The sequence below is a fragment of the Okeania sp. SIO2B3 genome (assembly GCF_010672525.1).
Taxonomy (GTDB): domain Bacteria; phylum Cyanobacteriota; class Cyanobacteriia; order Cyanobacteriales; family Microcoleaceae; genus Okeania.
The window spans coordinates 1-22,208 of sequence record NZ_JAAHGH010000032.1 but is presented as its reverse complement, the minus strand read 5'-3'; the positions used below and the strand labels follow the sequence as shown (position 1 = coordinate 22,208).

14 protein-coding genes and 1 pseudogene are annotated in these 22,208 nt (G+C 35.0%); 6 read left to right on the top strand and 9 right to left on the bottom strand.

All coding sequences use genetic code 11. The features are described 5' to 3' along the window. The first annotated feature begins 72 nt into the window (after window positions 1-72). A complete protein-coding gene (locus F6K15_RS20310) occupies window positions 73-645 on the top strand; it encodes a hypothetical protein (RefSeq protein WP_293063657.1) in 573 nt (190 codons plus the stop codon). Window positions 646-650: 5 nt separating this feature from the next. On the opposite strand, the gene F6K15_RS20305 is transcribed toward F6K15_RS20310, so the two are convergent. After that, complete coding sequence (locus F6K15_RS20305) at window positions 651-914, bottom strand: hypothetical protein (RefSeq protein WP_293063655.1); 264 nt, start codon at window positions 912-914, stop codon at window positions 651-653. 169 nt (window positions 915-1,083) lie between these two features. Here F6K15_RS20305 and F6K15_RS20300 point away from each other — a divergent pair, with 169 nt between their 5' ends. Next, on the top strand, window positions 1,084-2,184 hold the full coding sequence (locus tag F6K15_RS20300; RefSeq protein ID WP_293063653.1) for an RNA-guided endonuclease TnpB family protein: 1,101 nt from the start codon (window positions 1,084-1,086) through the stop codon (window positions 2,182-2,184). Between the two features lie 18 nt (window positions 2,185-2,202). Here F6K15_RS20300 and F6K15_RS20295 read toward each other — a convergent pair whose 3' ends face one another. Continuing rightward, a complete protein-coding gene (locus F6K15_RS20295) occupies window positions 2,203-3,048 on the bottom strand; it encodes a hypothetical protein (RefSeq protein ID WP_293063651.1) in 846 nt (281 codons plus the stop codon). Between the two features lie 124 nt (window positions 3,049-3,172). On the opposite strand from F6K15_RS20295, the gene F6K15_RS20290 reads away from it, so the two are divergent. Beyond that, entirely contained in the window at window positions 3,173-3,517 is a 345-nt protein-coding gene (locus F6K15_RS20290; protein ID WP_293063649.1) for a hypothetical protein, read from the top strand. 1,338 nt (window positions 3,518-4,855) lie between these two features. Further along, a complete protein-coding gene (cobA, locus tag F6K15_RS20285; RefSeq protein WP_293063647.1) occupies window positions 4,856-6,433 on the top strand; it encodes a uroporphyrinogen-III C-methyltransferase in 1,578 nt (525 codons plus the stop codon). A 918-nt stretch (window positions 6,434-7,351) separates the two neighbouring features. On the opposite strand, the gene F6K15_RS20280 is transcribed toward cobA, so the two are convergent. The 7 genes and pseudogenes from F6K15_RS20280 to F6K15_RS20245 form a co-directional block, all read right to left on the bottom strand. Then, a complete protein-coding gene (locus F6K15_RS20280; protein WP_293063645.1) occupies window positions 7,352-7,774 on the bottom strand; it encodes a DUF2809 domain-containing protein in 423 nt (140 codons plus the stop codon). Window positions 7,775-8,419: 645 nt separating this feature from the next. Next, entirely contained in the window at window positions 8,420-8,941 is a 522-nt protein-coding gene (locus F6K15_RS20275) for a hypothetical protein (protein ID WP_293063643.1), read from the bottom strand. A gap of 1,316 nt (window positions 8,942-10,257) precedes the next feature. Further along, window positions 10,258-11,454 (bottom strand): lipid-A-disaccharide synthase, encoded by a 1,197-nt coding sequence (gene lpxB / locus F6K15_RS20270; RefSeq protein WP_293063641.1) that lies wholly within the window; start codon window positions 11,452-11,454, stop codon window positions 10,258-10,260. A 2,381-nt stretch (window positions 11,455-13,835) separates the two neighbouring features. After that, window positions 13,836-14,996 (bottom strand): annotated as a pseudogene (locus F6K15_RS20260) (IS701 family transposase); the annotation flags it as partial. A 291-nt stretch (window positions 14,997-15,287) separates the two neighbouring features. Further along, on the bottom strand, window positions 15,288-16,115 hold the full coding sequence (gene lpxA / locus F6K15_RS20255) for an acyl-ACP--UDP-N-acetylglucosamine O-acyltransferase (RefSeq protein WP_293063640.1): 828 nt from the start codon (window positions 16,113-16,115) through the stop codon (window positions 15,288-15,290). Window positions 16,116-16,118: 3 nt separating this feature from the next. Further along, window positions 16,119-16,643: a 3-hydroxyacyl-ACP dehydratase FabZ gene (fabZ, locus tag F6K15_RS20250; protein ID WP_375341080.1), complete on the bottom strand. Its 525-nt coding sequence runs from the start codon at window positions 16,641-16,643 to the stop codon at window positions 16,119-16,121. 603 nt (window positions 16,644-17,246) lie between these two features. After that, entirely contained in the window at window positions 17,247-18,275 is a 1,029-nt protein-coding gene (locus tag F6K15_RS20245; RefSeq protein ID WP_293063636.1) for a UDP-3-O-acyl-N-acetylglucosamine deacetylase, read from the bottom strand. A gap of 167 nt (window positions 18,276-18,442) precedes the next feature. On the opposite strand from F6K15_RS20245, the gene F6K15_RS20240 reads away from it, so the two are divergent. After that, window positions 18,443-19,426, top strand: a complete 984-nt coding sequence (locus F6K15_RS20240; RefSeq protein WP_293063634.1) for a PstS family phosphate ABC transporter substrate-binding protein — start codon at window positions 18,443-18,445, stop codon at window positions 19,424-19,426. An 831-nt stretch (window positions 19,427-20,257) separates the two neighbouring features. After that, on the top strand, window positions 20,258-21,187 hold the full coding sequence (pstC, locus tag F6K15_RS20235) for a phosphate ABC transporter permease subunit PstC (RefSeq protein ID WP_293063632.1): 930 nt from the start codon (window positions 20,258-20,260) through the stop codon (window positions 21,185-21,187). Window positions 21,188-22,208: the final 1,021 nt, after the last annotated feature.

The following is a 22,208-nucleotide window of genomic DNA, read 5'->3' as shown; positions in this document are numbered from 1 at the left end:
CAATAAGATGCTTTGAGGTCAGTCGTTCGGGTTTACCCAGAAGAGTAAAATTAGGATTAAAGGAGAACACACATGGAATATAGCGAGTTCGATAAAATAACAGAAGAGGTGAGAGAATCCAATAAAGTCACAGAAAAATGTCGGCGTCACTACGACCAAAAGACTTTCGATAAAGAGATCAGAAAGCTTAGTGTGGAAATATGCTACAATTCAGTTCAGTATTACACATATTTGTGCGGGATTTTTAAAGTAGTCCCAAAAAGTCTGACTAACAATGACGTTATCCAGTACTTTTTCATCGAAGGCAAAACTAACCGCATCGAAAATATGGATCAACTAAAAGGCTTAACTGCAGGATTTGCCCTGATATTTACTGGAGTCAATTCATCGGGCCAGCCTAATCAAGAATATGTCGCGCATGCCATGGTTACATCCGGTTCTTCAAAGGCAATGGGTTCAAATAATGGGTTTATTGTCGGACCGGCTAATTGGACGGAATTGGATCTTCAGGATTATGTCGAATTTGATGCTAAGGGAGTCGCAAAAAGCAAAAAAAATCAAGACATTTTCGGCTATGTATGTGCGACCAAATTATGTTACTTGGAATGTAAAAACCAGGGAGGCTGTAGGTGTGCAATATCCTGATACTGTCAAAGTAACTTTGTCGAGTGCTTGTAGAAAGAGAGCACTGTAAGTGGTTCGCCATGAAAATTACGATCTCTTAAGTTTTGCAATGCTTCTGATAATTCAGCGGTCCGTTGTTCTACCCGAATTTCTAATTCCTGGGCAAGTTCTTGGAGAGCAATTTCCGCACGTTTGCGTTCAGCAATTTCCTGTTGCAATTGTATATTTTGTTTATCTAGTTCTGCCTCAGCTCGTTCACGACTTTCTTCACTTAAGACTAACCACCACACCCCTATACCAATAGGTAAGAGTAGGGTTTACTACTGAAGCAAAATAATTGGACAAAGTTAGACAAATATTAATAAATATTAAAAATATGCTGATACTCTCCTATTTCTATATTATAGTAACTTTTGTTATATATAAAAAAGCTTTTTTTGTTGCTGCTTACCAGTTCCAATGAAGTCAATTAAGACCAAGTTAAAAGTTAACAATTACCAAAAGACGCTGCTGGCCAAACACACAGGTGTGGCTCGTCATGCTTATAACTGGGGATTAAATACTTGTATCGAGGAATATAAATTAACGAAAAAACGGCCTAGTGCAATTACCTTGCATAAGCGCTTAATTGCTGAAGTTAAAAGTGAAAATCCTTGGTATTATGAAGTATCAAAGTGCGCTCCCCAGCAAGCATTAAGAGATTTAGACAGGGCGTTTAAAAACTTTTTAACTATTCCTAAATGTAGATTTCCTAAGTTTAAGAAAAAAGGTCAAAAAGACAGTTTTTATCTAGAAGGAAATATTAAAATTTTGCACGGAAACTACATACAATTGCCAAGGATAGGAAGAGTCAAAACTTATGAAATCTTACCATCTGTACCAGTCAAAAATGTGACTATCTCAAAAAAAGCAAATAATTGGTACATCAGCTTTAAATATGATTTGGAGCCAGTTCCTAATCTTACTCCTACTCCTAAAGAACGAGCTGTTATTGGTGTAGATGTAGGTATCAACACCTTAGCCACCTGTAGTGATGGAACCAAATTTGCTAACGTTAAACCATATAGGCAAGCTAAAAAACGACTAACTCGTTATCAACGGCGTCTCAAGAAAAAAGAACTTGGTTTCCTGCGGAATGCTACGCAAACAAAAAACAGAGCTAAGGCCGTAAAAAAACTAGCCAAGATTCACAAAAAAGTAGCCGATACTAGAGCCGATGCACTACATAAATTAACAACATGGTTAGCTAAAAACCACAGCACCATAGTGATAGAAGACTTGAATGTCAGTGGAATGCTCAAGAATCACAAAATAGCAAGTGCGATAGCAGACTGTGGCTTTTATGAGTTTAAGCGTCAGCTAACATATAAGTGCGAGTGGTATAGAAGTAAGTTAGTGATAGCAGATAGATTTTATCCAAGTTCTCAGATATGTTCTCAGTGCGGGCACAAACAGAAAATGCCATTGAGTGCGAGACGATACGAATGTGGAGCTTGTGGTTGTGAAACTGACAGAGACTTTAATGCTGCGGTCAATCTAGAAAACTATGTGAATAAGTAGGTGGAGTTCCCACCGATTTTAAGCCTGAGGAGAAGATAAGTTACAGACTGCGGTCAGTGATCTTCTGTGAGACAGGAAGCTAGCTCCAAAACTCTTATGGGTAAGTTTGGGTAAGTTTAGTAGAACGGAAAAGAAAACTACTTCAATGATACTCGCTACAAGTTGCTTGGTGTAACTTGAGATTCCCCATAACTGTTCTATCTGTAGATAATAAAGTAATCCCAAAAATGCAGCTAGAATGCCTGCAATAGAAAGAAAGATTCCCAAAAATTTGATAATTCTTTGACCTAGTAGAGGTGAAGTTTTGCTCCTAATTAGTTTCTGGCTAAAGCTATTTTTATCCTCAGCAATTTCAGGTGTTTCTTTCTTACATTGATCGTCACAGCGAGCATCTAAACTACAGCATAGTGAGCAAATATATCCGTCATAAACAGGACAAAATGCCATATCTTGGGCTTCATAGCTTTCAGTACAAATAGAGCAGGTGAGTAAAGAGTCACTGAGGTTAAGAGTCCGGACGGTGTTTTGTCGGGCAATGTAATATTTGCCTTTGGTAACTAAGGCGATGATCGGGGATAGACAGAATGCAACAGTAAGGGCGATAAAGGGGGAATATGCTTGTAGGAAGGGGCCAAAGAACCCAACAAATGCCATAATGGCAACAACCGAAGCGATCGCCATTGCACCAAAGCCTACGGGATTAATGTTATAGAGGTAAGGGCGTTTAAATTCAATGTAGGAGGGACTGAGTTTGAGGGGTTTATTTACGACTAGATCGGCGACTATCGTTCCTATCCAGGCAATGGCAACATTAGAATAGAGACCCAAAATAGATTCTAAAGTTTCAAATATTCCTAGTTCCATTAATAACAGAGCGATCGCTACATTGAAAATTAACCAAACTACTCTACCAGGGTGAGAATGGGTGAGGCGAGAGAAAAAGTTAGACCAAGCGAGAGACCCTGCGTAAGCATTGGTGACGTTAATTTTGATTTGGGAAATTATTACAAATGGTGAGCCTCAATTTATCCCTGGGATTGTAAGTAAAGCTTATGAATGCTTGAAGACTGAAAAAGCTAAACGTCAAAACATGAAAATGGGCAAAATTAAATCTCGCTATAGCAAAACAGTTAGAAACTCATACACTTCATTTGGTTGTCCTGATTGTGATGCAATATTTGGAAATCATTTTTATTTTCAAGAAATTTGCAATGTTGAGTATGAGGATGTTCAATATATTGATTTTGAAACAACAGTTAATATCTCTTCCGAAAAACAAGATTTTCCTCATTGGTGCTATTCAAAAAATCGGATTTTTTGTTGCAACTGCTAATTTTTAATCTTATTAATAGCAATTTTTCAAATATTGTTATAGTTATGAAATTATTAATAGGAAAAAAGAAAGATAAATTTATAAAAACGGTGACGTAGTGTCGGTGCTAGCTCCTCTGTAAAAGGCTATACATACCTGGTAGATCACTAATACCATTTATCCATGAAGTTGCACTTAATATAAAGATGAGAATAGTCAGTGTAATAAGGTCTGAACGACAATTACTAAGTGCATTGTTGGAGATAAATGGTATAAGATAAAAGAGTAAAAATTTACAATATTAGCAAGGGAGGAAAATTGATACTATAGGCACAAAACATAGATAATAAGATATAACTCCTTTGGCGTGAATTTTGTATAATACCTATTTGGTAAAAAGCTAAACTTCATAGACAGCGTTACCTTGGTTTCAGATTGAAATAATACTGAATTGATATAATTTTTCCGTCAAAATATTTGAGAGCAAAAAAATGTATCAATACTGTAAAAATATTTTTATATAGCAGTCGTCATTGCTATATTTATTTTATATCATGTTCCCCCTCCGGGGGAGCTACGCTAACGGACGGGTCAGTTATAAAAAAAACTTTATCCCTTTTAACCTTTTCTTCCCTTCTGCCTTCTGCCTTCTGCCTTCCTTTAAGGTCTGAACGACAATTATTAAGCGCATTTTTGCAGATAAATTGTATAAGATCAAAGAGTAAAAATTTACAATATTAGCAAGGGAGGAAAATTGATACTATAGGCACAAAACATAGATAATAAGATATAACTCCTTTGGCGTGAATTTTGTATAATACCTATTTGGTAAAAAGCTAAACTTCATAGACAGCGTTACCTTGGTTTCAGATTAAAATAATACTGAATTGATATAATTTTTCCGTCAAAATATTTGAGAGCAAAAAAATGTATCAATACTGTAAAAATATTTTTATATAGCAGTCGTCATTGCTATATTTATTTTACTTATGAAAAAGCTTCAAACTTGAAAGGATCAATGTAAGCATTTCCTGCGGAATGCTTACGTATCAATAATCAAGCTTCCTTCAATTTCAGCCCTTCCTTCTTGCTTTTGCTATATCAGCTAAAAATTTGGAAGTTAACTATTATATATGCCATCTAATATGGTCGATTAAACTTTCCGATAGAACTAAAATTCAAAGATATTTATTTATAATCCGGCTAATTAATTATCGTGTGTTCAAAGAGTAAGAATTCAGGAATTAGGAATAATTTTTAGGTGGGAATTTGCAGAGATACTCCTTAAAAAGTCTATATTTAATGAAGAAGCACAAGTACAATAACTGTATAACCGAATTTTATATGATTAATATAAATATGACTAAATTACCAGGAAAAGTATATATTGTTGGAGCTGGACCCGGAAGTAAAGAATATTTGACTGTCAAAGCACATTCTCTTATTACTCAAGCTGAAGTCTTAATTTATGATGCCTTAGTTGATGACTCAATTCGACAATTAGCACCAGAAAGTTGTTTGAAAATAGAGATGGGTAAACGTGGTGGTAAACCCAGTATGTCTCAGTCAGAAATTAATAGCTTGTTAGTAGAAAAATGTAAATTAGGCAAACAAGTAATTAGGCTAAAAGGAGGAGATCCTTTTATTTTTGGTCGTGCTACTTCAGAAATTCAAGCATTAATTGAAGCTGGTTGTGAATTTGAAGTTGTACCAGGAATTTCTTCTGCATTAATTGCACCTTTACTAGCAAATATTCCTCTGACAGATGCAGTTATGAGTAGAGCTTTTGTTGTCTTGACTGCTCACGATATAGAAGCATTAGATTGGGAAAGAATTTCTCAGATTGAAACTTTAGTAATTTTAATGGGGGCACGAAATTTAGATGAAATTGTACATCAGTTATTAAGACATAAAAGAACATCTCAAACTCCTGTGGCAATTATTCAAAATTGTGCAACTTCAAAACAACAAATTTGGATTGGTAGTTTGGGGGATATTGTTCAACAAACTTATGCTGAATATTTGTCCCCTTGTGTGATAATAGTAGGAGAAGTAGTCAGGTTACGAGATTATTTAAAATCTCCAAATAATATGCTTAGAGAAAAGTCAGTAGCAAAAACAGAAATAGCGCCTTTAGCAAATAAAACTGTTTTAGTGACTCGTGCAGCAGGTCAGTCTAGTAAATTTAGCGATCGCTTACAAAAAGCAGGGGCAAAAGTAATTGAGATGCCAGCTTTAGTGATTACTCCTCCTTCAAGTTGGCATGATTTAGATGTAGCTATTAATAATATAGATAGTTTTGATTGGTTAATTTTGACTTCTACAAATGGGGTAGATTACTTTTTTGAAAGGTTGGCAGAGAAAGGTAAAGATAGTCGTGCTTTATCTGGTGTAAAAATCGCAGTTGTTGGTAAAAAAACTTCGGGAAGTTTGAATGCTCGTTGTTTGAAGGCGGATTTTATTCCACCTAATTTTGTTGCTGATTCTTTGGTGGTAAATTTCCCAGAAAATTTGAGTGGAAAAAAGGTTTTATTTCCCAGAGTAGAGACTGGTGGTAGGGAAGTATTAGTGAATGAGTTAAATAGTCAAGGTGCGGAGGTAATAGAAGTAGCTGCTTATGAGTCTAGTTGTCCAGAAAATATTCTACCGGAAGCTTTATTAGCACTGCAAAATTGTCAGATAGATATTATGACCTTTGCTAGTTCTAAAACAGTGCGAAATTTTTGTTATTTAACGACTGAAAATCAGGATAATTTACCGCAAAATTGGTTAGAAAATATTTGTATTGCTTCTATCGGACCTCAAACTTCTCAAAGTTGTCAAAGTTTGTTAGGTAGGGTAGATGTGGAAGCTGAAGAATATACTTTGGAGGGGTTGACTGAAGCTATTATTAAGTGGGTAGGAATTCAAAGTCAAAAGTCAAAAGTCAAAAGTTAAAAGTTAAAAGTAAGAAAAAAGGAATTCAAAGTCAAAAGTCAAAAGTCAAAAGTTAAAAGTAACAAAATCTAACTCCTAATTCCTACCCTCACTCATAAGACTTTTTCAGCAAAACCTAATTAGTATATAAAGACTAAAAGATATTGAGTTTCTTAGCAGAAGGATATTAATTAGGGTCTGCTGAAAAAATTGGTTGGTGGGGGTAGGACACACCGGACGCACCAGACGCACCAGACGCGGAGATGGGGGGAAAAGGCAACAGTTTCGACCATTTTATGTGAAGAAATTTTCTTGAATTTCAGCAGAAAATTTCAGTAAATTGATGCAAAACTAGCTAATAACTAGGATATAAATTGAATATGAAAAGCTCCTAAGTCTTAGCTATCCTGACTTTTAGCTTTATGAGCGCAAGCCCTAATTATACCAAGCGTGATAAATATTTGTTACAAATGGTAGGGACGTTGCATAGTCCGTACGAAAGAAGGAAGAGGGAAGAAGGAAGAAGAGGTAAATATTGAAAAAAATGGAAAAAAGATAGAGATAACTATCTTAAATGAACTGGAGCAGCTATTTTTAAGCATATCCGATCAATATCTACCTTTTTGTAGCATTCTTTTTTCAAATCGGTATTATTGAGTAAACATTTCCTGCGGAATCTGGAAGCAAACAGATGGATGAACGTAATAACTTACTAAGATTAGCCGATCACCTCTTTCTTTCGGTGCGATAATGAATTAATAACTCATAGCTGATAGCTGATAGCTGACCGCTGAACGCTTACATTATTGAACTGCTATTTTATCTTTTAAATTAGCTAAATTGTATGTGATATAAAATCCAGTTATACAGTTATCGCACTTTCTACTTCCATTCAATGCAGACATAAAATGCGGGAATATCCCCAGATAATTCCCACTCTCATCCTTTCTTCCTACTGACTCCTAACTCCTGACTCCTCTCATCATAAAACTTGAAGTAACATAAAAATATCCAAGTCAATGTACAACCTAATATATAGTACAAAAAATCCCACCAGACAAAAGTATTTCCTAACAACAGTCTGCCAATTAAAGTTGCTCGAATAGCTTGTAAAAAAGGTGCTTTCCATAACTGCATAAATTCTAGAAAACAGGTAATAATAAATACCCAAAAAGCCACTAAACCAGGTTTAAGTCGAGGTCGAAGAAAAATCACTAAAAAAATCCAGAATGCTTCATAAAAAATTGAACTAAAAGAATTATTTAGCCATTCCGAAAATAGTCCTTCATAAAATTTAGTTGCAAAACCTAAAATTACAGTAAATATCAAACAAATTAGAATTGTAATTCTATATCTTTTCATCTTTTGATAAAAATTATAAGTTGTAAGTTTAACAAATTTCTTCTACAATCCCACTCCTTAACTCTAAAAAAAACTAAAACAATTAAGTTCAATACTCTGGTTAAGAAGTAAAACTTATTCCTTAGTTATATAGCATTTCTCAGTAAGCGTGAGGTACACTCTTGCCTTTACTTCACTATTGCCTTCCGGAGCTGTTGCCTAGAGTTTTGTACCTCACGCTTTTTGGGAATTGCTATATAAGTTACCATTACTGTATTTGACTTATACCAATTTGATAAATGTTTGCTACAAATAGTGAGACTTTTCATAGTAGTCAGAAGTCAGAATAAATAACTTAAATATAACGCTACGCAAATACCTTAGGACATTCTTCTGTTTCCTATTCCCTATTCCCTTTTCCCTTACAACCCAAATTTATTGTCAAACACCAAAAGACGTAGTGCTATATCATTTATTAGTCTGAGTATCCCTTTTTAATCAAAGAGATATCCGAACAATAATCTTTTAAGTCCCATTATTATTCTAAACATTCTTTTTTGAAGCTTGGTATTATGAAATAGCTCAAACAACGGAATGAATATCAATAATAAAAGTTCTTTCTTTTTGCTTCTCCCCTCTCCCCTCTCCCCTCTTCCTTCTACTATATTAATATGGTGAAGGTATACAAGAATAAGTAAACAGCCACCTAGTATAACCTTGTTGATAAGCATCAAGATAAATTAACTGTTCTCTTAATTCTTCTAACCCTAATTTATTCATACCTACTTCTGGAAATTCATTCATCCCTATTTTTGCCCTCAAACAACCATCTTTAAACGCAATAACTTGTAGCTCATGTTCATTCTGATTAATACTTATGTACTCGCCTAAATCAAGTTCAAATTGAGTATAGCCTTGTAGATAAGCATCTGCATAAATGTTATTTTCAATTGTTTCTACTATGTTTAATTTTTCAAATTCTGCTTCTATAGATGGCTCTAAACCAGATTTAGACCTTTGATAACCATCAATAAATCCCTTTATCTCTAGTTTTTTTCTCAGCTCTGGAGAAATAATATTACTTCTAATTTCTCCAGCAAAAACTAGGGAATTTAAAACTATTACAGAACCTAAAAGTAGAAAAATTTTTGTGACAATAACAAATAATTTATATAATCTTTTTTGCATTTTTTTTATTTCTGTGTTTAGCTCATCAGTCAATAGTGTCAGAATAAAGTAAAAGAAAAAGATAAATAGTATTCATAATCAGTAGTAGTTAATATATTAATTATACGAGCAACTTTTATCTTAAAATAAATTATACCAATTTACTAAACAAGTGCCCAGGGGAGAGTTACCCTCTACAATTGATTTATCAAGAAATTGATCTATAACAATAATCCATAAGAAATTGTATAATACCAATTTCCAAAAATAATGCTCTTCTTCATAAAGACTTCAGTTATTAAGTAATAATAATGGTTAAGCAATGTTTGTAACGATTATCGGCATTAAACCAAGATATCTTATGCATTTGAACCCTAATCTCTCTCTCTACTCCCTACTCCCTACTCTCAAGGAGATGTAGCAAGAATGCGCGAAATTTGATATAATACCATTTTGAAAAAAGAATATTACGAATAATAAGTGCGACCTAAAGACTTTGCAGCAGATGTCCCTTTGATAAAAAAGAGAATTTCTGAATCTAAAAATTGGTATTGAAGCTATTCATTCTAACTTCTGACTTCTGACTCCTGACTTCTAAATAAATACCCTAGCTATTTGTAGCAAACATTTATCAATTTGGTATTACTTTAGTCCAGTGTTCTGAAAATAGTTCTAATTATAGATTTTCTGATCGCTATTGAAGAAAGTTTTAGGTTTTAGGTTGTAGGTTAATTATTTAGGGCTTGCTGATTAAATCTAAAAGCATTGACATATAAAGACAAGTGCCTTTTTGGACTCGAAAAAAGTGCTTGGTTTTCGGTTCTTCATGCTCATGCATGGCTCTTATTTTAGGCGCATAGTTGGGCAGAAAAATCATTCTTACAATTGTTACTCCTACCTCCTCGCTCATTCCCATTTATCCTGTCTTCCCCTCGACCGAAAGAGCCCGCAGGTAGGTTGTTTCCTGTCTTCCCCTTCCCTCCTGGGAGGGTGAGGGGCGAGGGGTGGGTTGGAGGGGCCTGCGGGTGGGTTGTCTCCTACCCCTACTAAAAGACTAGTGAAGCGCAAACCCTATTTAGTGGTAGGTTAAATTCATCAATATAACTATACTGTAGAGAGCAAAAGTGATGAATAATTAACTATTACTAACATCTTGCTACAAAAAATTTAGGATGACTATAAAATATTCATTTTACCGAATAATTAAATAATTAAATAATTAAACAATTCAGCTTTATTAGCATCCCCTTTCAAGGGAAAAAAAATAAATTTTTTCGGCGTTGGTCAATCCTCTCCCTAAAAGGGAGAGGTAATTATCCATTAATGAACAATAAGCTTTATTCGGTCAAAACTGAATCCAAAATTGCTTGAGCTGCACGACCACAAACTCCTTCTTCTCCCAAAGCATGACGCATTTCCTGATAATTTACTCTCATTTTTTCTCCGTGCTGAGAATCTAATAGAAGTTTCAAAGCTTCAGAAACAATATTTTCAGGAGTAGCATTTTCTTGAAATAATTCTGGCACAATAGCCTTCATTTGTACCAAATTTGGTGGTGACATAAATGGAATCGAAAATCTCAAAATATTCCTGGCAATCCAAACAGTTATTGGATTAACTTTATATACTACTACTTGCGGTACATTTAGCAAAGCTATTTCCAAATTCACAGTGCCAGATTTAGCGATCGCTAAGTCGGCTGCAGCCAGAATTTCTAAATTTTTACTTTCTTGTATTTCTTGATTATTTTGTGGCAGAGATGGATAAATTTTTGCCTGTAGTTGATACTTCTTAATTGCCTCTTCAATAGGATGACGATAACTTTCTAAAGAAAGAGAAATCAGAAAATGAACTTGAGGTAATTTTTCCTGAATTATTTGTGCTGCTCGAAATATTACTGGCATTAAATATTTAACTTCTTGTTGTCGAGATGCTGGTAATAAAGCGATCGCTATTGTATCTGAATTTATGCCCAGATTATGACGTGCTTTTTCCCTACTAGGAGCTATTTTTATTCTGTCAATTATGGGATGACCTACCCAAATAACTTCAGCTCCTTTTTGTTGAAAATAATTTGCTTCTTCCGGAAAAATTGCCAAAATTTTGTTTGCTAAATTTACTATTTTATTTGTTTTACCTTTTCCCAGAGACCAAACCCATTCTTGAGGAGCAATGTACCAAATAATAGGTAAATTTGGTTGGGTTTTGCGGATATAACTACCAATACTAATATTAGGTCCCATATAGTCAATCAAAACAACTATATCAGGGGATTCATTATGTAAATATTCCTTTGCTTTTTGTTGTACTTTCAGAGTAGGAAAAACAAAAGGCAAAGACTCAATAATTCCTACAGCACCAATTTTTGTCGTATTTCCTAATAAAGTAGCACCAGCAGCAGCCATTCTATCGCCCCCCAAGGCAACAATATCTAAGTTTAAACCTTGAAGTTGAGCTTGACGATAGAGTGCTTCAACTAATAGAGACCCTTGTAAATCTCCAGAAACTTCACCTGTACTAATAAAAATTTTCATAAGACATAGGGGACTGGTTATTTCAGTTGTCAGTTATCAGTTATCAGTTATCAGCAAAAGAGGTACAAATATAAAAATTCAAACCTCAATTACTTCATTCCAACTGAAAGAAACTATATACCAATCGAAGCAAAGATTAAGACATTCCTAAATGATTGAACTCAATCATAGATTATTTTTTACTTTTGCCTTGTCCATAGCGCAACAAGACTTTTAAATAATAGTATATTAATTAAACTTATAATTAATTGATTAACCTATTTATAATTTAAACTGATTTTGACAAAAAAAGTTCAAATGAGCTATTGAAAGCCAAATTTGAGGGAAAAATCGCGATTTCGCGCCTGTATGAGCAATCTTTTCATAAACGCTACAAGTCTTGATATGCAATAAATACAGGATTTTTGCCACTCGGTCAATTTTGATGTATATTGATAACAAGTCTGTCGCTCTGCGTTGGAGCTTATTAAAATGAATAAAAATATTATTTAGAGCAGTTGAAGCAAAGGTAGCAAAATAACCTGAACAAGTTACACAAAAAATTAGGCGTTGCATAAATGCGGGATGATTTTAATAGGTTTGTGGAAGTGGAAGTGGAAGTGGAAGTGGAATGGGCATCTTACCCGTTCCTGATATTTTCACCCCAGGCAGGGACAGGCAGGATGCCTGCCCCCACTTACGACTTATATTCATCCCGCCCCTCAGTAATGCCAAAAATTAAGGTTAGCCCAAAAATAACTTTCTCATAAAATCAAAGGATCTAGTAACTATCACAAAGCAAGGATCAAAGTAGCTAAGATACACGCAAAAATTAAAGATTCAAGGCTTGACTATACCCAACTGTAAGGCCGGAAGGGAATAAATCCTGGAAGGCAAGTGCATTGTGAGCGCAACTCCTCTGTAAAGAGGCAGCAGAAACCCTATTAGCGATGGCGCCGGAATCCCGCCCTGTCTCGTAGAAAAGCGTCGGGAGGATGTCAATCCAACTCAAAGATACTATAATTCTTGATATAAAATGACAAATCTCGCCTCTTTTCCATAGCATTACGAAGAGCTTCAGATAAATTTACGTCTTTGTCTCTATCTATAATACCGATGATAATGATTCTACGTTGAGGAGCTGTCTCTTGTTCAGTCTTTGGTGAACATTCTCCTTTGTACTTTCCTAGGTTCAAAGTGTATCTTGGTTTGTGTTTGAGGTTGTGCTTTTCTAGAGCTTCCTGCAACCATTCATCCAACTTGCCAGCTCTAATTTTGGATCTCTCATTTTCTGTGGCTGTTCCTCCCTCGCATGAAGCAGTACCAACACTAATTAGTTCAGAAACTTTTCTAAAGCCCAAAATCATATATTCTCCAGAAAGCAAATTACGAATACTAGCATCTTTTCCTTTCAACTGAGTTTTATCATCGCTACTAAACTCCCAGTTGTACTTGTCTGACAAGACAGTGAATTGAAACTCAGCTTTTTTGTTGTTTTCATCTACTCCTTTAACTTCGGGTATATTTTTAAATTCATCTGCTGTTAAAATTGCCTGAAGCTTGATTGGCAATATACTAATCTTGATTAGTTCACTGAGTTCACAATCTTCCTCACTATTTAAATTTCTCTCAGAAACCTGCTTTTCCACCAAGCTTAAAATTTCCTTCCTTCCACGTTGTCCAAGTTTAGGTTCATGCTCTTTAAGTCGAGCAATTATTGCGTCATCTTTTTCTTCCTGTATTTTTTTCCCAGAAACACTTATATCTGAAGCACAGTATGGCACTTCAAATTCTATAGGCTCAAACATCTTATCTTCAAGCTTTTGAATTGGCTTGAAATATATGCAAGACTTACCCAAATCACTCTTGCTGTTCTCATATTTTTCTTCTTCTAGAACTACAGATTCTTTGAGAATAGGAATCAGTTCTTCTCTTTTAGAAGTAGCATTATCTTTACCTATAAAATCTTTAAGTTTATTTTCTGGGAATAACTTTTCGACTGCCTCTGCCTTAGCTCCCTCACGCAAAACCGCCTTAAACTCATCAATGTTATTGTATGCTGATGGATAAGAATTCTGGCAATAACGCTCCTTATCCCCTATATAATCCTTGGAGAGAAAAAGTCTATTAATTAAAATTAGCGCTAATGCTAATTGAGATAATAGATAATGTAAGATTAGTAACGTTGTCAAAAGTCTACTTGCCTTATCTAACGTTGTCAAAGGTTTACTTGCCCTATGATTTGATAATTTTGTATTTTTTATTTTGTATGTTGAATTGTTTGGAGCGCTTTTGTATGTTGAATTGTTTGGACTACTTGTTAATATTAACTTTTCCCTGTTCCCTATTCCCTGTTCCCTATTCCCTGTAAACCTACTTTCATATTTTAATTCAGCAATGCCACTTGCCCATTGTTTTTCTAACGCTCCAGTTAACTTATGCCAAATGATAAAAGTATAAGCACAAAATACCAATATAAAATGGCGTTCTAGGCTCCATTCATCTCTAAGTTGATATTCATCTCTAAGTTGATATTCATCTCTAAGTTCATACTCTTTTAACTCCAACCACCCTTTGGCTTCTCGGTAAAAAACCTCTATCCAATTTCTGTTTGAGTAAGTATTTACTATCCACTCAGATGTCGCTTTTGAATTCTCAACATTTGTGATAAAATAATCAATTTCTGTTGCCTCTTCTAGAGAACTAGCATTCATAACGATAGTAAAAGCTCTTTCTCCTTCGAGGGGTGAAATCGGTGCTCTAAATGTGGTAACCCAAATTATTTTTGGTTTTTCTACACTTAAGATAACTGATTCAAATGTATCTGCTGGTAAGCTTTCTGCTAATTCATCTATTCTAATTTCTGTTTCTGGTTGGGATTTTTGTTTAACTATTACTTTTTCCTACGGAATGCTACGCAAACGGTTTTTTGCAATTCCTCCTAGATATTTTAATTTCCTTTCTTCTAGTTTCTTCAGAAATATTGTATTATTGCCATAGTCTGTATCAATTAAAACTATTCCCGGATGATGACCTCTGTTTAGGGTTTGGTCTATTAACTCTATTCCTATGCTTGCCTTTTCTTCTAAAGAATAGGAGTGTTGATATAATTTAATATCTAAAGGTAAACTTTTTTTGCCATCATAATAATGAGTTGTTACCGTTACTATTTTATTATTTGTTTTATCAATTTATCCAATATATTGTCGGCCTACTCCAGATGTAAAATCACCACTTTTTCTATGTCCAGAATCATTTAAAATCAAACTAAATCCTCTACAGAAATTGGTTTGAGAAAATTTGTTAATTATTTCCAAGCGACGTTTATTAATTTGATCTGTATTCCAAGAAGAATCTGCGATGAAATGATGTAATCGATTATAGACTATTCCAATTGATTCATTGGCCATTTGAGATATGTTTTTCTTTTCATTCTCTCCTAGTAAACCACCTAAATAATGCCTAAATCCTGTTTTCTGGGACTGGTTTTTCCAACAATCATCAAACTTTTTACACCATGTTTCAAAGCAAGGAGGCATAGCACTAGGAGTGATCTTTTTCATGGAAATGAATCTTTGAGATAAAATCTTTATTTTATAGGTATTATAGACTAATTTTCTTCATCTACTTGTGTAAGTCCCAATAGACAATTTAATAAGTGCTTAAGCAAAATTAATTACCTAATTTTATTCTCTGTAATTTTTACAGCATCAGCTTTTTATCTTTAGAGTATGTGTAATTAATTTTGCAAGCCCTACTTAGATAATGATATACATAATTGAAAAAGTCTGAGAATTATTGCTTTGTATCAGTTGGAGCAATTTTTTACCTCCCTCTACTTAACAAAAACTTGATTAATTATCAACTTCCTCTAACTTCACTCCCTTCGACATTTTTCCCGGCATCGGTCCACGACGTTTAGACCCAAGAGACATACTTAAGAACTGATGTAATTCTTGGATATACTTATTCTCTGAAAGTAACTCTAATTCCTCTAAAGCTTCACTAAAAAGTTTATCCGAACGATAGAGAATCCGAAAAGCATTTTTCAATATTGCTAAATCTGCACTGTTCAAACCAGCACGCTTTAATCCTAATAAATTGAGCGATCGCACCAAACAAGGATGTCCTTCGACCAACATAAATGGTGGTACATCTCTAACGACACGACTCATACCACCCACCATTGCCATTTGACCAATATGGACAAACTGATGAATACCCAATACCCCACCAATTACAGCTTTTGACTCAATTTTGACATGGCCTGCTAAAGATACAGCATTAGCTATGACCACAGAATCTTCAATAATACAATTGTGCGCCACATGGACATAAGCCATCAGTAAATTGTCATTACCAATAACAGTACTCTCACCTGCATAAGTAGCGCGATTAACTGTAACGTATTCCCTGATTTTGTTATTGTTGCCAATTTTTACCCAACTTGGAGCACCTGCATATTTCAAATCTTGTGGTTCTATACCAATAGCTGCCCCAGGAAAAATCCGATTACCAGAGCCAATTTCTGTTGGCCCTTCGATCACGACATGAGCGCCAATGGTAGTTCCCGCACCTACCTTAACCTGTTCCTCTATTACAGCATAGGGACCGACTTGTACAGTGGGATGCAATTCGGCACTTTCAGCAATAACAGCTGTTGGGTGAATCAGAGTAGGCATACTTCAATCCATTATTGAAAACATCAAATTTCCTTCTGCGGCTTTTTGACCATCCACTTCTGCAAGACCTTGCACTTTACCAAACTTGCCACCTTTAACAGATAATAATTCTGTCTTTAATATTAATTGGTCTCCTGGAACTACTGGGCGACGAAACCTAACCTTATCCATACCTGCAAATACAAATAATCCTTTCTGAAGCTCTGGCATTTGAGCAAAGACTATGCCTGCAACCTGAGCCATTGCTTCTATGATTAATACCCCTGGCATAATTGGTCGTCCAGGAAAATGCCCTTGAAAATGGGGTTCATTAAAAGTCACATTTTTAATACCTACCGCTCTTTCTGCTGGTACATATTCTATAATACGGTCTACCAAAGCAAAGGGATATCGGTGGGGTAACAGTTTGTGAATTTCTTCAACTGTCATAATATTTACCCCAGTAGTCGCAGCATCCTGATTTTGCTGAGTTGAAGAATTTTCTGTGGTTTGTGCTGAATCTGTTGTAGTTTTTTCAGAGGTTGACATTATGTACAGTTCTTGATTGGCAGTCTTGATTTTACCATTAGACATCTCCGAAAAAGATATAGACTTTTTGCAAGATTAGGGAATAGGGAATAGGTGAATAGATTTTTATGGCCAAAAATTACGAAAAATGATTTTATTTATTTTACTAATTCTCAAATCAAAAATTATTTTTATCAAACATCCAAAATCATTCGTCGCTGTGCAACGCAATAAATTTCATAATTCTGTGTCATACCAAGCGTGAAAAAAGGATGCTACAAAAAGGTAGATATTGATCGGATATGCTTAAAAATAGCTGCTCCAGTTCATTTTAGATAGTTATCTCTATCTTTTTTCCATTTTTTTGAATGTTTACCCCTTTTTCCTCCTTGCCTCCTTCTTCTTTCGTACGTACGTTGCATAAGGGCGTCCCTACCATTTGTAAGAAACATTTATCAAATTGGTATCACCTCAAATAAAATATGTCAGGACTTACACAGAGACTCTACATATAGCAAGAAAGAATATTACTTACCCTTACAAATGGTGCTTTAATAGTCAATTTGCGTAAGTCTTGATATGTAAACACCTACAACCTCAGACCTCAGACCTCAGACCTCAGACCTACGATCTAAAATTAGTTTTACTTACAAATAACTCGGAAATTTTTTGAGCTAATTGGATATGTAATTTATGGCTAGCTTTGTAAGCCAGATAATGAGCTTGAGGAAAACTACCTAATAAACTCAAATCTCCTACTAAGTCCAAGAGTTTATGACGTACAGGTTCATTTTCAAATCTTAAGGGTGGATTTAACCATCCCGACTCATTACAAACTAGAGCATTATCTAGACTACCACCTTTAATTAAACCAACTTCTCGTAATTGGTCAATTTGATGTGCTAAGGCAAATGTACGAGCTGGGGCAATAAACTCAGCAAAACTTTCTGTTTCTGGAGACCAACTATGCCACTGATTACCAATAGCTGGTAGATTAAAATCTATTCCGTAAGTAAATCTAGTTTCTGGGCTAGGTAAAGCAGCGACAAAAGCATCACCTTGGTTGATCCAAATTGGTCGGTTGATCGAATTTTCGGTCCTTAGTTTTGGATTAAGAATGTGCTTTATTGGCTGTGGGCGATCGGTATTGTTAATATTTTTTTGCCCCATCTCCCCATCTTTCCATCTCCCCATCTCCCCATCTCCCCATCTTTCCATCTCCCCATCTCCCCATCTCCCCATCTTTCCATCTCCCCATCTCCCCATCTCCCCATTTCCCTCCTCTGGTTGAGCAACTAATCCTACAGAAGCGATCGCCTCTACCCAGACTTTAGACGAGCCATCCAGGAGAGGAACTTCGGGGCCATCAATTTCAATTCGAGCATTATCTATTCCCATTCCAGCCAAAGCAGCTAACAAATGTTCTACAGTACGAATACGAATATTTTCAATACCAAATTCAGTAGAGAGAGTAGTAGAAACTACAAAGTTTATTAGAGCTGGAATACTAGGAGTCTCAGGTAAGTCAACTCTAACAAAATATATACCTGAATTTTTGGGGGCAGGTATAACTTTAATATGAGATTTAATACCGCTATGCAGACCTACTCCCCACTGTAAAAATTCTGCTGCCAAAGTATATTGGTTATCCATATTTTTGTCATAATTATTGTTAGTGATTAACCTATATTTAAACTGTACTTAAACTTTACTTCTTCTCAAATAATTATAATAATACTCTGAATAACAATTATTATTTTTAAATTATATAAATGCTTAATTGTCTAAATATCCGATCAAAACTCTAGGAAAACAAGAGTATGGTAACTACCAAAGTAAAGAATTTGAAGCTGAATAAGCGGAAATTAGCTAGTGTCTTTGCTCTAGTAGCTACAACATTAGCTATAACTATTCCTGTAGTTAGGTCTCAAAGCCCGTCTATAATTAAAATTGATGGTTCTAGCACAGTTTACCCTATTACCGAAGCAGTAGCAGAAGAATTTCAAAAAGAGAAAAGAGGTGTTATGCGGGTAACGGTTGGAATTTCTGGAACAGGGGGAGGCTTTAAAAAATTTTGTTCTCTAGAAGATTCCGTTAGAACAGATATTTCTGATGCTTCCAGAACTATTCAACCATCTGAAATAGAAAAATGTAAAGCTGCAGGAATTGAATTTATTGAATTACCTATTGCTTATGATGCTATTACTGTAGTTGTTAATACTAAAAACTTTGTTGATACTATGAGTGTGGAGGATCTCAAAAAGATGTGGGCACCGGAGGCCCAAGGTAAAGTTATGAAGTGGAATCAGGTGAACTCTAATTGGCCTGATGCAGAACTGAGAATGTATGGACCAGGTGCAGATTCAGGTACATTTGACTATTTTACTAATGAAATAGTTGGTCAGTCTAAGGCTAGCCGTTCTGACTATACGCCTAGTGAAGATGATAATGTTTTGGTTCAAGCTGTTGCTAATGACCCTAATGCTATTGCTTATTTTGGCTATTCTTATTATGAAGCGAACCGAGACCGAATAAAAGCAATAGCTATAGACAATGGTAATGGACCTGTTAAACCTTCACTGGAAACAGTGCGAAGTGGAGAATACCAACCTCTGGCCAGACCAATTTTTATTTATGTTAATGCTAAAGCGGCAGAGCGTCCTGAAGTTAAAGAGTTTGTTGAATTCTATCTCAAGAATGCTCCTCAATTAGTTAAAGAAGTAAATTCTGTACCTCTTTCCGAACTAGAATATCAGCAAGCAATGGAACGTTTTAAAAATCGTGTTATTGGGAGTGGTAGTTAAATTTTAAATCTTATAATGAAGACTTAAACTATTTTTAAGTAGAGTAATTATTTGATTTTTCATACTAAACTAGATTCAAGTGGCAAACATATTTCATGATGTAAATTAATGCTGAAAATTAGGCATTGCTGAAATGTAATGGTAAGTAGTTGAAGGTAAAATTGAAAAGCTTATGTTGCGCCTTGATACTTAATCTAAAAATCATTACCACTCAGCAACACGGATAATTTATCTAATTTTCGGCTAATGTCTAAGCATCAATTTTATGTGAGGCTGTACAGAGTTATGAAATTTATTAACAAGTCTTTCTCGATCTACAGTCAACTCTGATTAAAATATTATTCTATGCAGATTCATATTAATTTGGTATAAGCATCAATTATTATTGATTATTGTTAGTAAGCATTCAAGATTCAACCGTATAGCAGAAGGAAAAAGGAACAAACGAAGTTGGAAAAATCTGGCGTTGTCTGAGTTTTAAGTTTTTGATACGTTCCAGCCTTTCCTTCGACTGCGATATAAGTAAGCGTTGAGAGAATGAGGCAGAATTAAAAGTATTAAGAAAAGCAGATCGGCTAACTTTAGCTATATAACGAATCATCACCCTAATTCATTTTTACTACTGAATGTTGACCGCTAATAAGTAGGTAAGCATAAATAAATGCAACAAGTGTACGCCGGGTTTTTAGGACTATATAGCTAATTTATCAAGGCTTTAGGCTAAACCCGCCCCTACAAATTTTTTAACGTTTAATTAGAAATACCTACTTACTTAACTGAATGCTGACCATTATGCTGACCATTATTATTTACTTAATCACTGGGTATTGAATGAGAAAGAAACTTTTAAAATCAATAAAATTACCAAATTTTTCACCAAGATTAGTTCAAGATACACGAGAAAAAACAATTGAATATATTTTGTTTTTAGCAGCTTTTTCTTCTGTAGCAACTACAATAGCAATTCTGTTTATATTAGTCAGAGAATCAGTTTTATTTTTTCAAGAAATATCCATATTAGACTTCCTGACAAGTACACAATGGACTCCCTTATTTCAAAATCCACAATATGGAATTTTACCTTTAGTCTCAGGAACCTTAGTAACTTCAATTGTTGCTTTAATGATAGCTATTCCACTGGGGACTATAGCAGGAATTTATCTGAGTGAATTTTCTCCCATAAAATTTAGAGAAACTCTCAAACCTTTCTTAGAATTATTAGCTGCTATTCCCACAGTAGTTTATGGTTATTTCGCACTCTTATATGTAACCCCATTATTACAAAAAATATTTCCAAATTTGCCAACTTTTAATATGTTGAGTGCAGGATTAGTAATGGGGGTAATGATTATTCCATTTATTAGTTCTATAAGTGAAGATGCCATGCGTTCTGTTCCACTAGATTTACGAGAAGGCTCTTTTGCTATGGGAGCAACTAGGTTTCAAACATCATTATTAGTTGTATTTCCGGCTGCTATTTCTGGTATTTCTTCTGCTTATATTCTGGGAGCTTCCCGTGCAGTAGGAGAAACAATGATTGTTGCTATTGCGGCTGGTTTGCAGCCTAATTTTACTTTGAATCCCACAGACCAAGCTGCTACTATTACAGCATATATTGTGCAGGTTAGTCTTGGTGATTTACCTCATGGTACTTTAGCTTATCAAACAATTTTTGCTGCTGGTCTAACTTTAGTATTGATAACTTTAATATTAAATATCATCGGTAATTTGCTAGCTAAACATTATCGCGAAATATATTAAAATAAGGAAGAAGGAAGACCGAAGTTGGAAGAAGCTGTTATGTTTTTAAATTGGTTATTGATGCTAGCCAACAGATTTTCATAAAATTCGTGCATTGAGAGGGTAACTATGAAGTTATATTTCCGATAAAAATACTATGATAATAGAATGTAAAACAAATCCAAGACATTCAAAAATATAAACCGTATAGGTTAAATATTTTAACTGAAAATAATTTCCAGAAATTATTGTACATTGAAGCAAACATTTTTAGCGATATAGCGTTTTCATTTGAGATGTCAAACAAGAGTTGGTTATTTACTAACAGTAAAAAGTCCGGCAAACTTTCTTACCGAATAGTTAAGCTTTAAAGCCTCTCCTTTAAAGGATAAAAGCGGTCGATCTTCGGAGCTTGGATGGCAAGGTCTCGGAGCCATATCCAATAGACCAAGAGAAAAGAAAAAATTTTCACGCTACGCTTCAATCCTCTTCTTTCCAAGGAGAGGTAATTGTTAATTAGGGTTTGCGCTTCACTAGTCTTATGGGTAAGGGAAGGAGACAGGAGACAACCCACCCGCGGGCCCCGACCGTGGAGGGAGAGACAGGAGAAATGGGAATTATAGAGGAGGTAGGAGGAAGAATAATCTCTTGATTATTCTGCGCAACTATGCGCCTAAAATGCTAATTTGTTTGAACCATTACGACCTAAAAGCTTGGACTTTTTTAACTAAAAAATGCTAAAACCTTTATATGTCAATGCTTTTAGATTAGATCGGTAAACCCTAATTATTAATTATTAATTATTAATGGCTTTGTTGCACAAAGAGAGCTTAGAGGGTAAAAATAACAGTGCGTGGCACAACAAACCTAGACCAACATAGACATGAGTAAGTCCAAGTCCAAGTCTAAGTACCAAATCAGCAACTGGTCTGAGTATGATGCTTCCTTAAAACAGAGAGGGAGTCTGACATTTTGGCTCAATGATGAAGTGATAGAGCAGTGGGTAAACCAACAGAAAACTGGACGTAGGGGAGCATCTAAT

What these genes read in the sequence shown, in the direction of transcription:
- F6K15_RS20310 (WP_293063657.1), top strand. Translation starts at nt 73, where the DNA reads ATGGAATATAGCGAGTTCGATAAAATAACAGAAGAGGTGAGAGAATCC.
- F6K15_RS20300 (WP_293063653.1), top strand. Translation starts at nt 1,084, where the DNA reads ATGAAGTCAATTAAGACCAAGTTAAAAGTTAACAATTACCAAAAGACG.
- F6K15_RS20295 (WP_293063651.1), bottom strand. Translation starts at nt 3,048, where the DNA reads ATGGAACTAGGAATATTTGAAACTTTAGAATCTATTTTGGGTCTCTAT.
- cobA (WP_293063647.1), top strand. Translation starts at nt 4,856, where the DNA reads ATGACTAAATTACCAGGAAAAGTATATATTGTTGGAGCTGGACCCGGA.
- F6K15_RS20280 (WP_293063645.1), bottom strand. Translation starts at nt 7,774, where the DNA reads ATGAAAAGATATAGAATTACAATTCTAATTTGTTTGATATTTACTGTA.
- F6K15_RS20275 (WP_293063643.1), bottom strand. Translation starts at nt 8,941, where the DNA reads ATGCAAAAAAGATTATATAAATTATTTGTTATTGTCACAAAAATTTTT.
- lpxB (WP_293063641.1), bottom strand. Translation starts at nt 11,454, where the DNA reads ATGAAAATTTTTATTAGTACAGGTGAAGTTTCTGGAGATTTACAAGGG.
- lpxA (WP_293063640.1), bottom strand. Translation starts at nt 16,115, where the DNA reads ATGCCTACTCTGATTCACCCAACAGCTGTTATTGCTGAAAGTGCCGAA.
- fabZ (WP_375341080.1), bottom strand. Translation starts at nt 16,643, where the DNA reads ATGTCAACCTCTGAAAAAACTACAACAGATTCAGCACAAACCACAGAA.
- F6K15_RS20245 (WP_293063636.1), bottom strand. Translation starts at nt 18,275, where the DNA reads ATGGATAACCAATATACTTTGGCAGCAGAATTTTTACAGTGGGGAGTA.
- F6K15_RS20240 (WP_293063634.1), top strand. Translation starts at nt 18,443, where the DNA reads ATGGTAACTACCAAAGTAAAGAATTTGAAGCTGAATAAGCGGAAATTA.
- pstC (WP_293063632.1), top strand. Translation starts at nt 20,258, where the DNA reads ATGAGAAAGAAACTTTTAAAATCAATAAAATTACCAAATTTTTCACCA.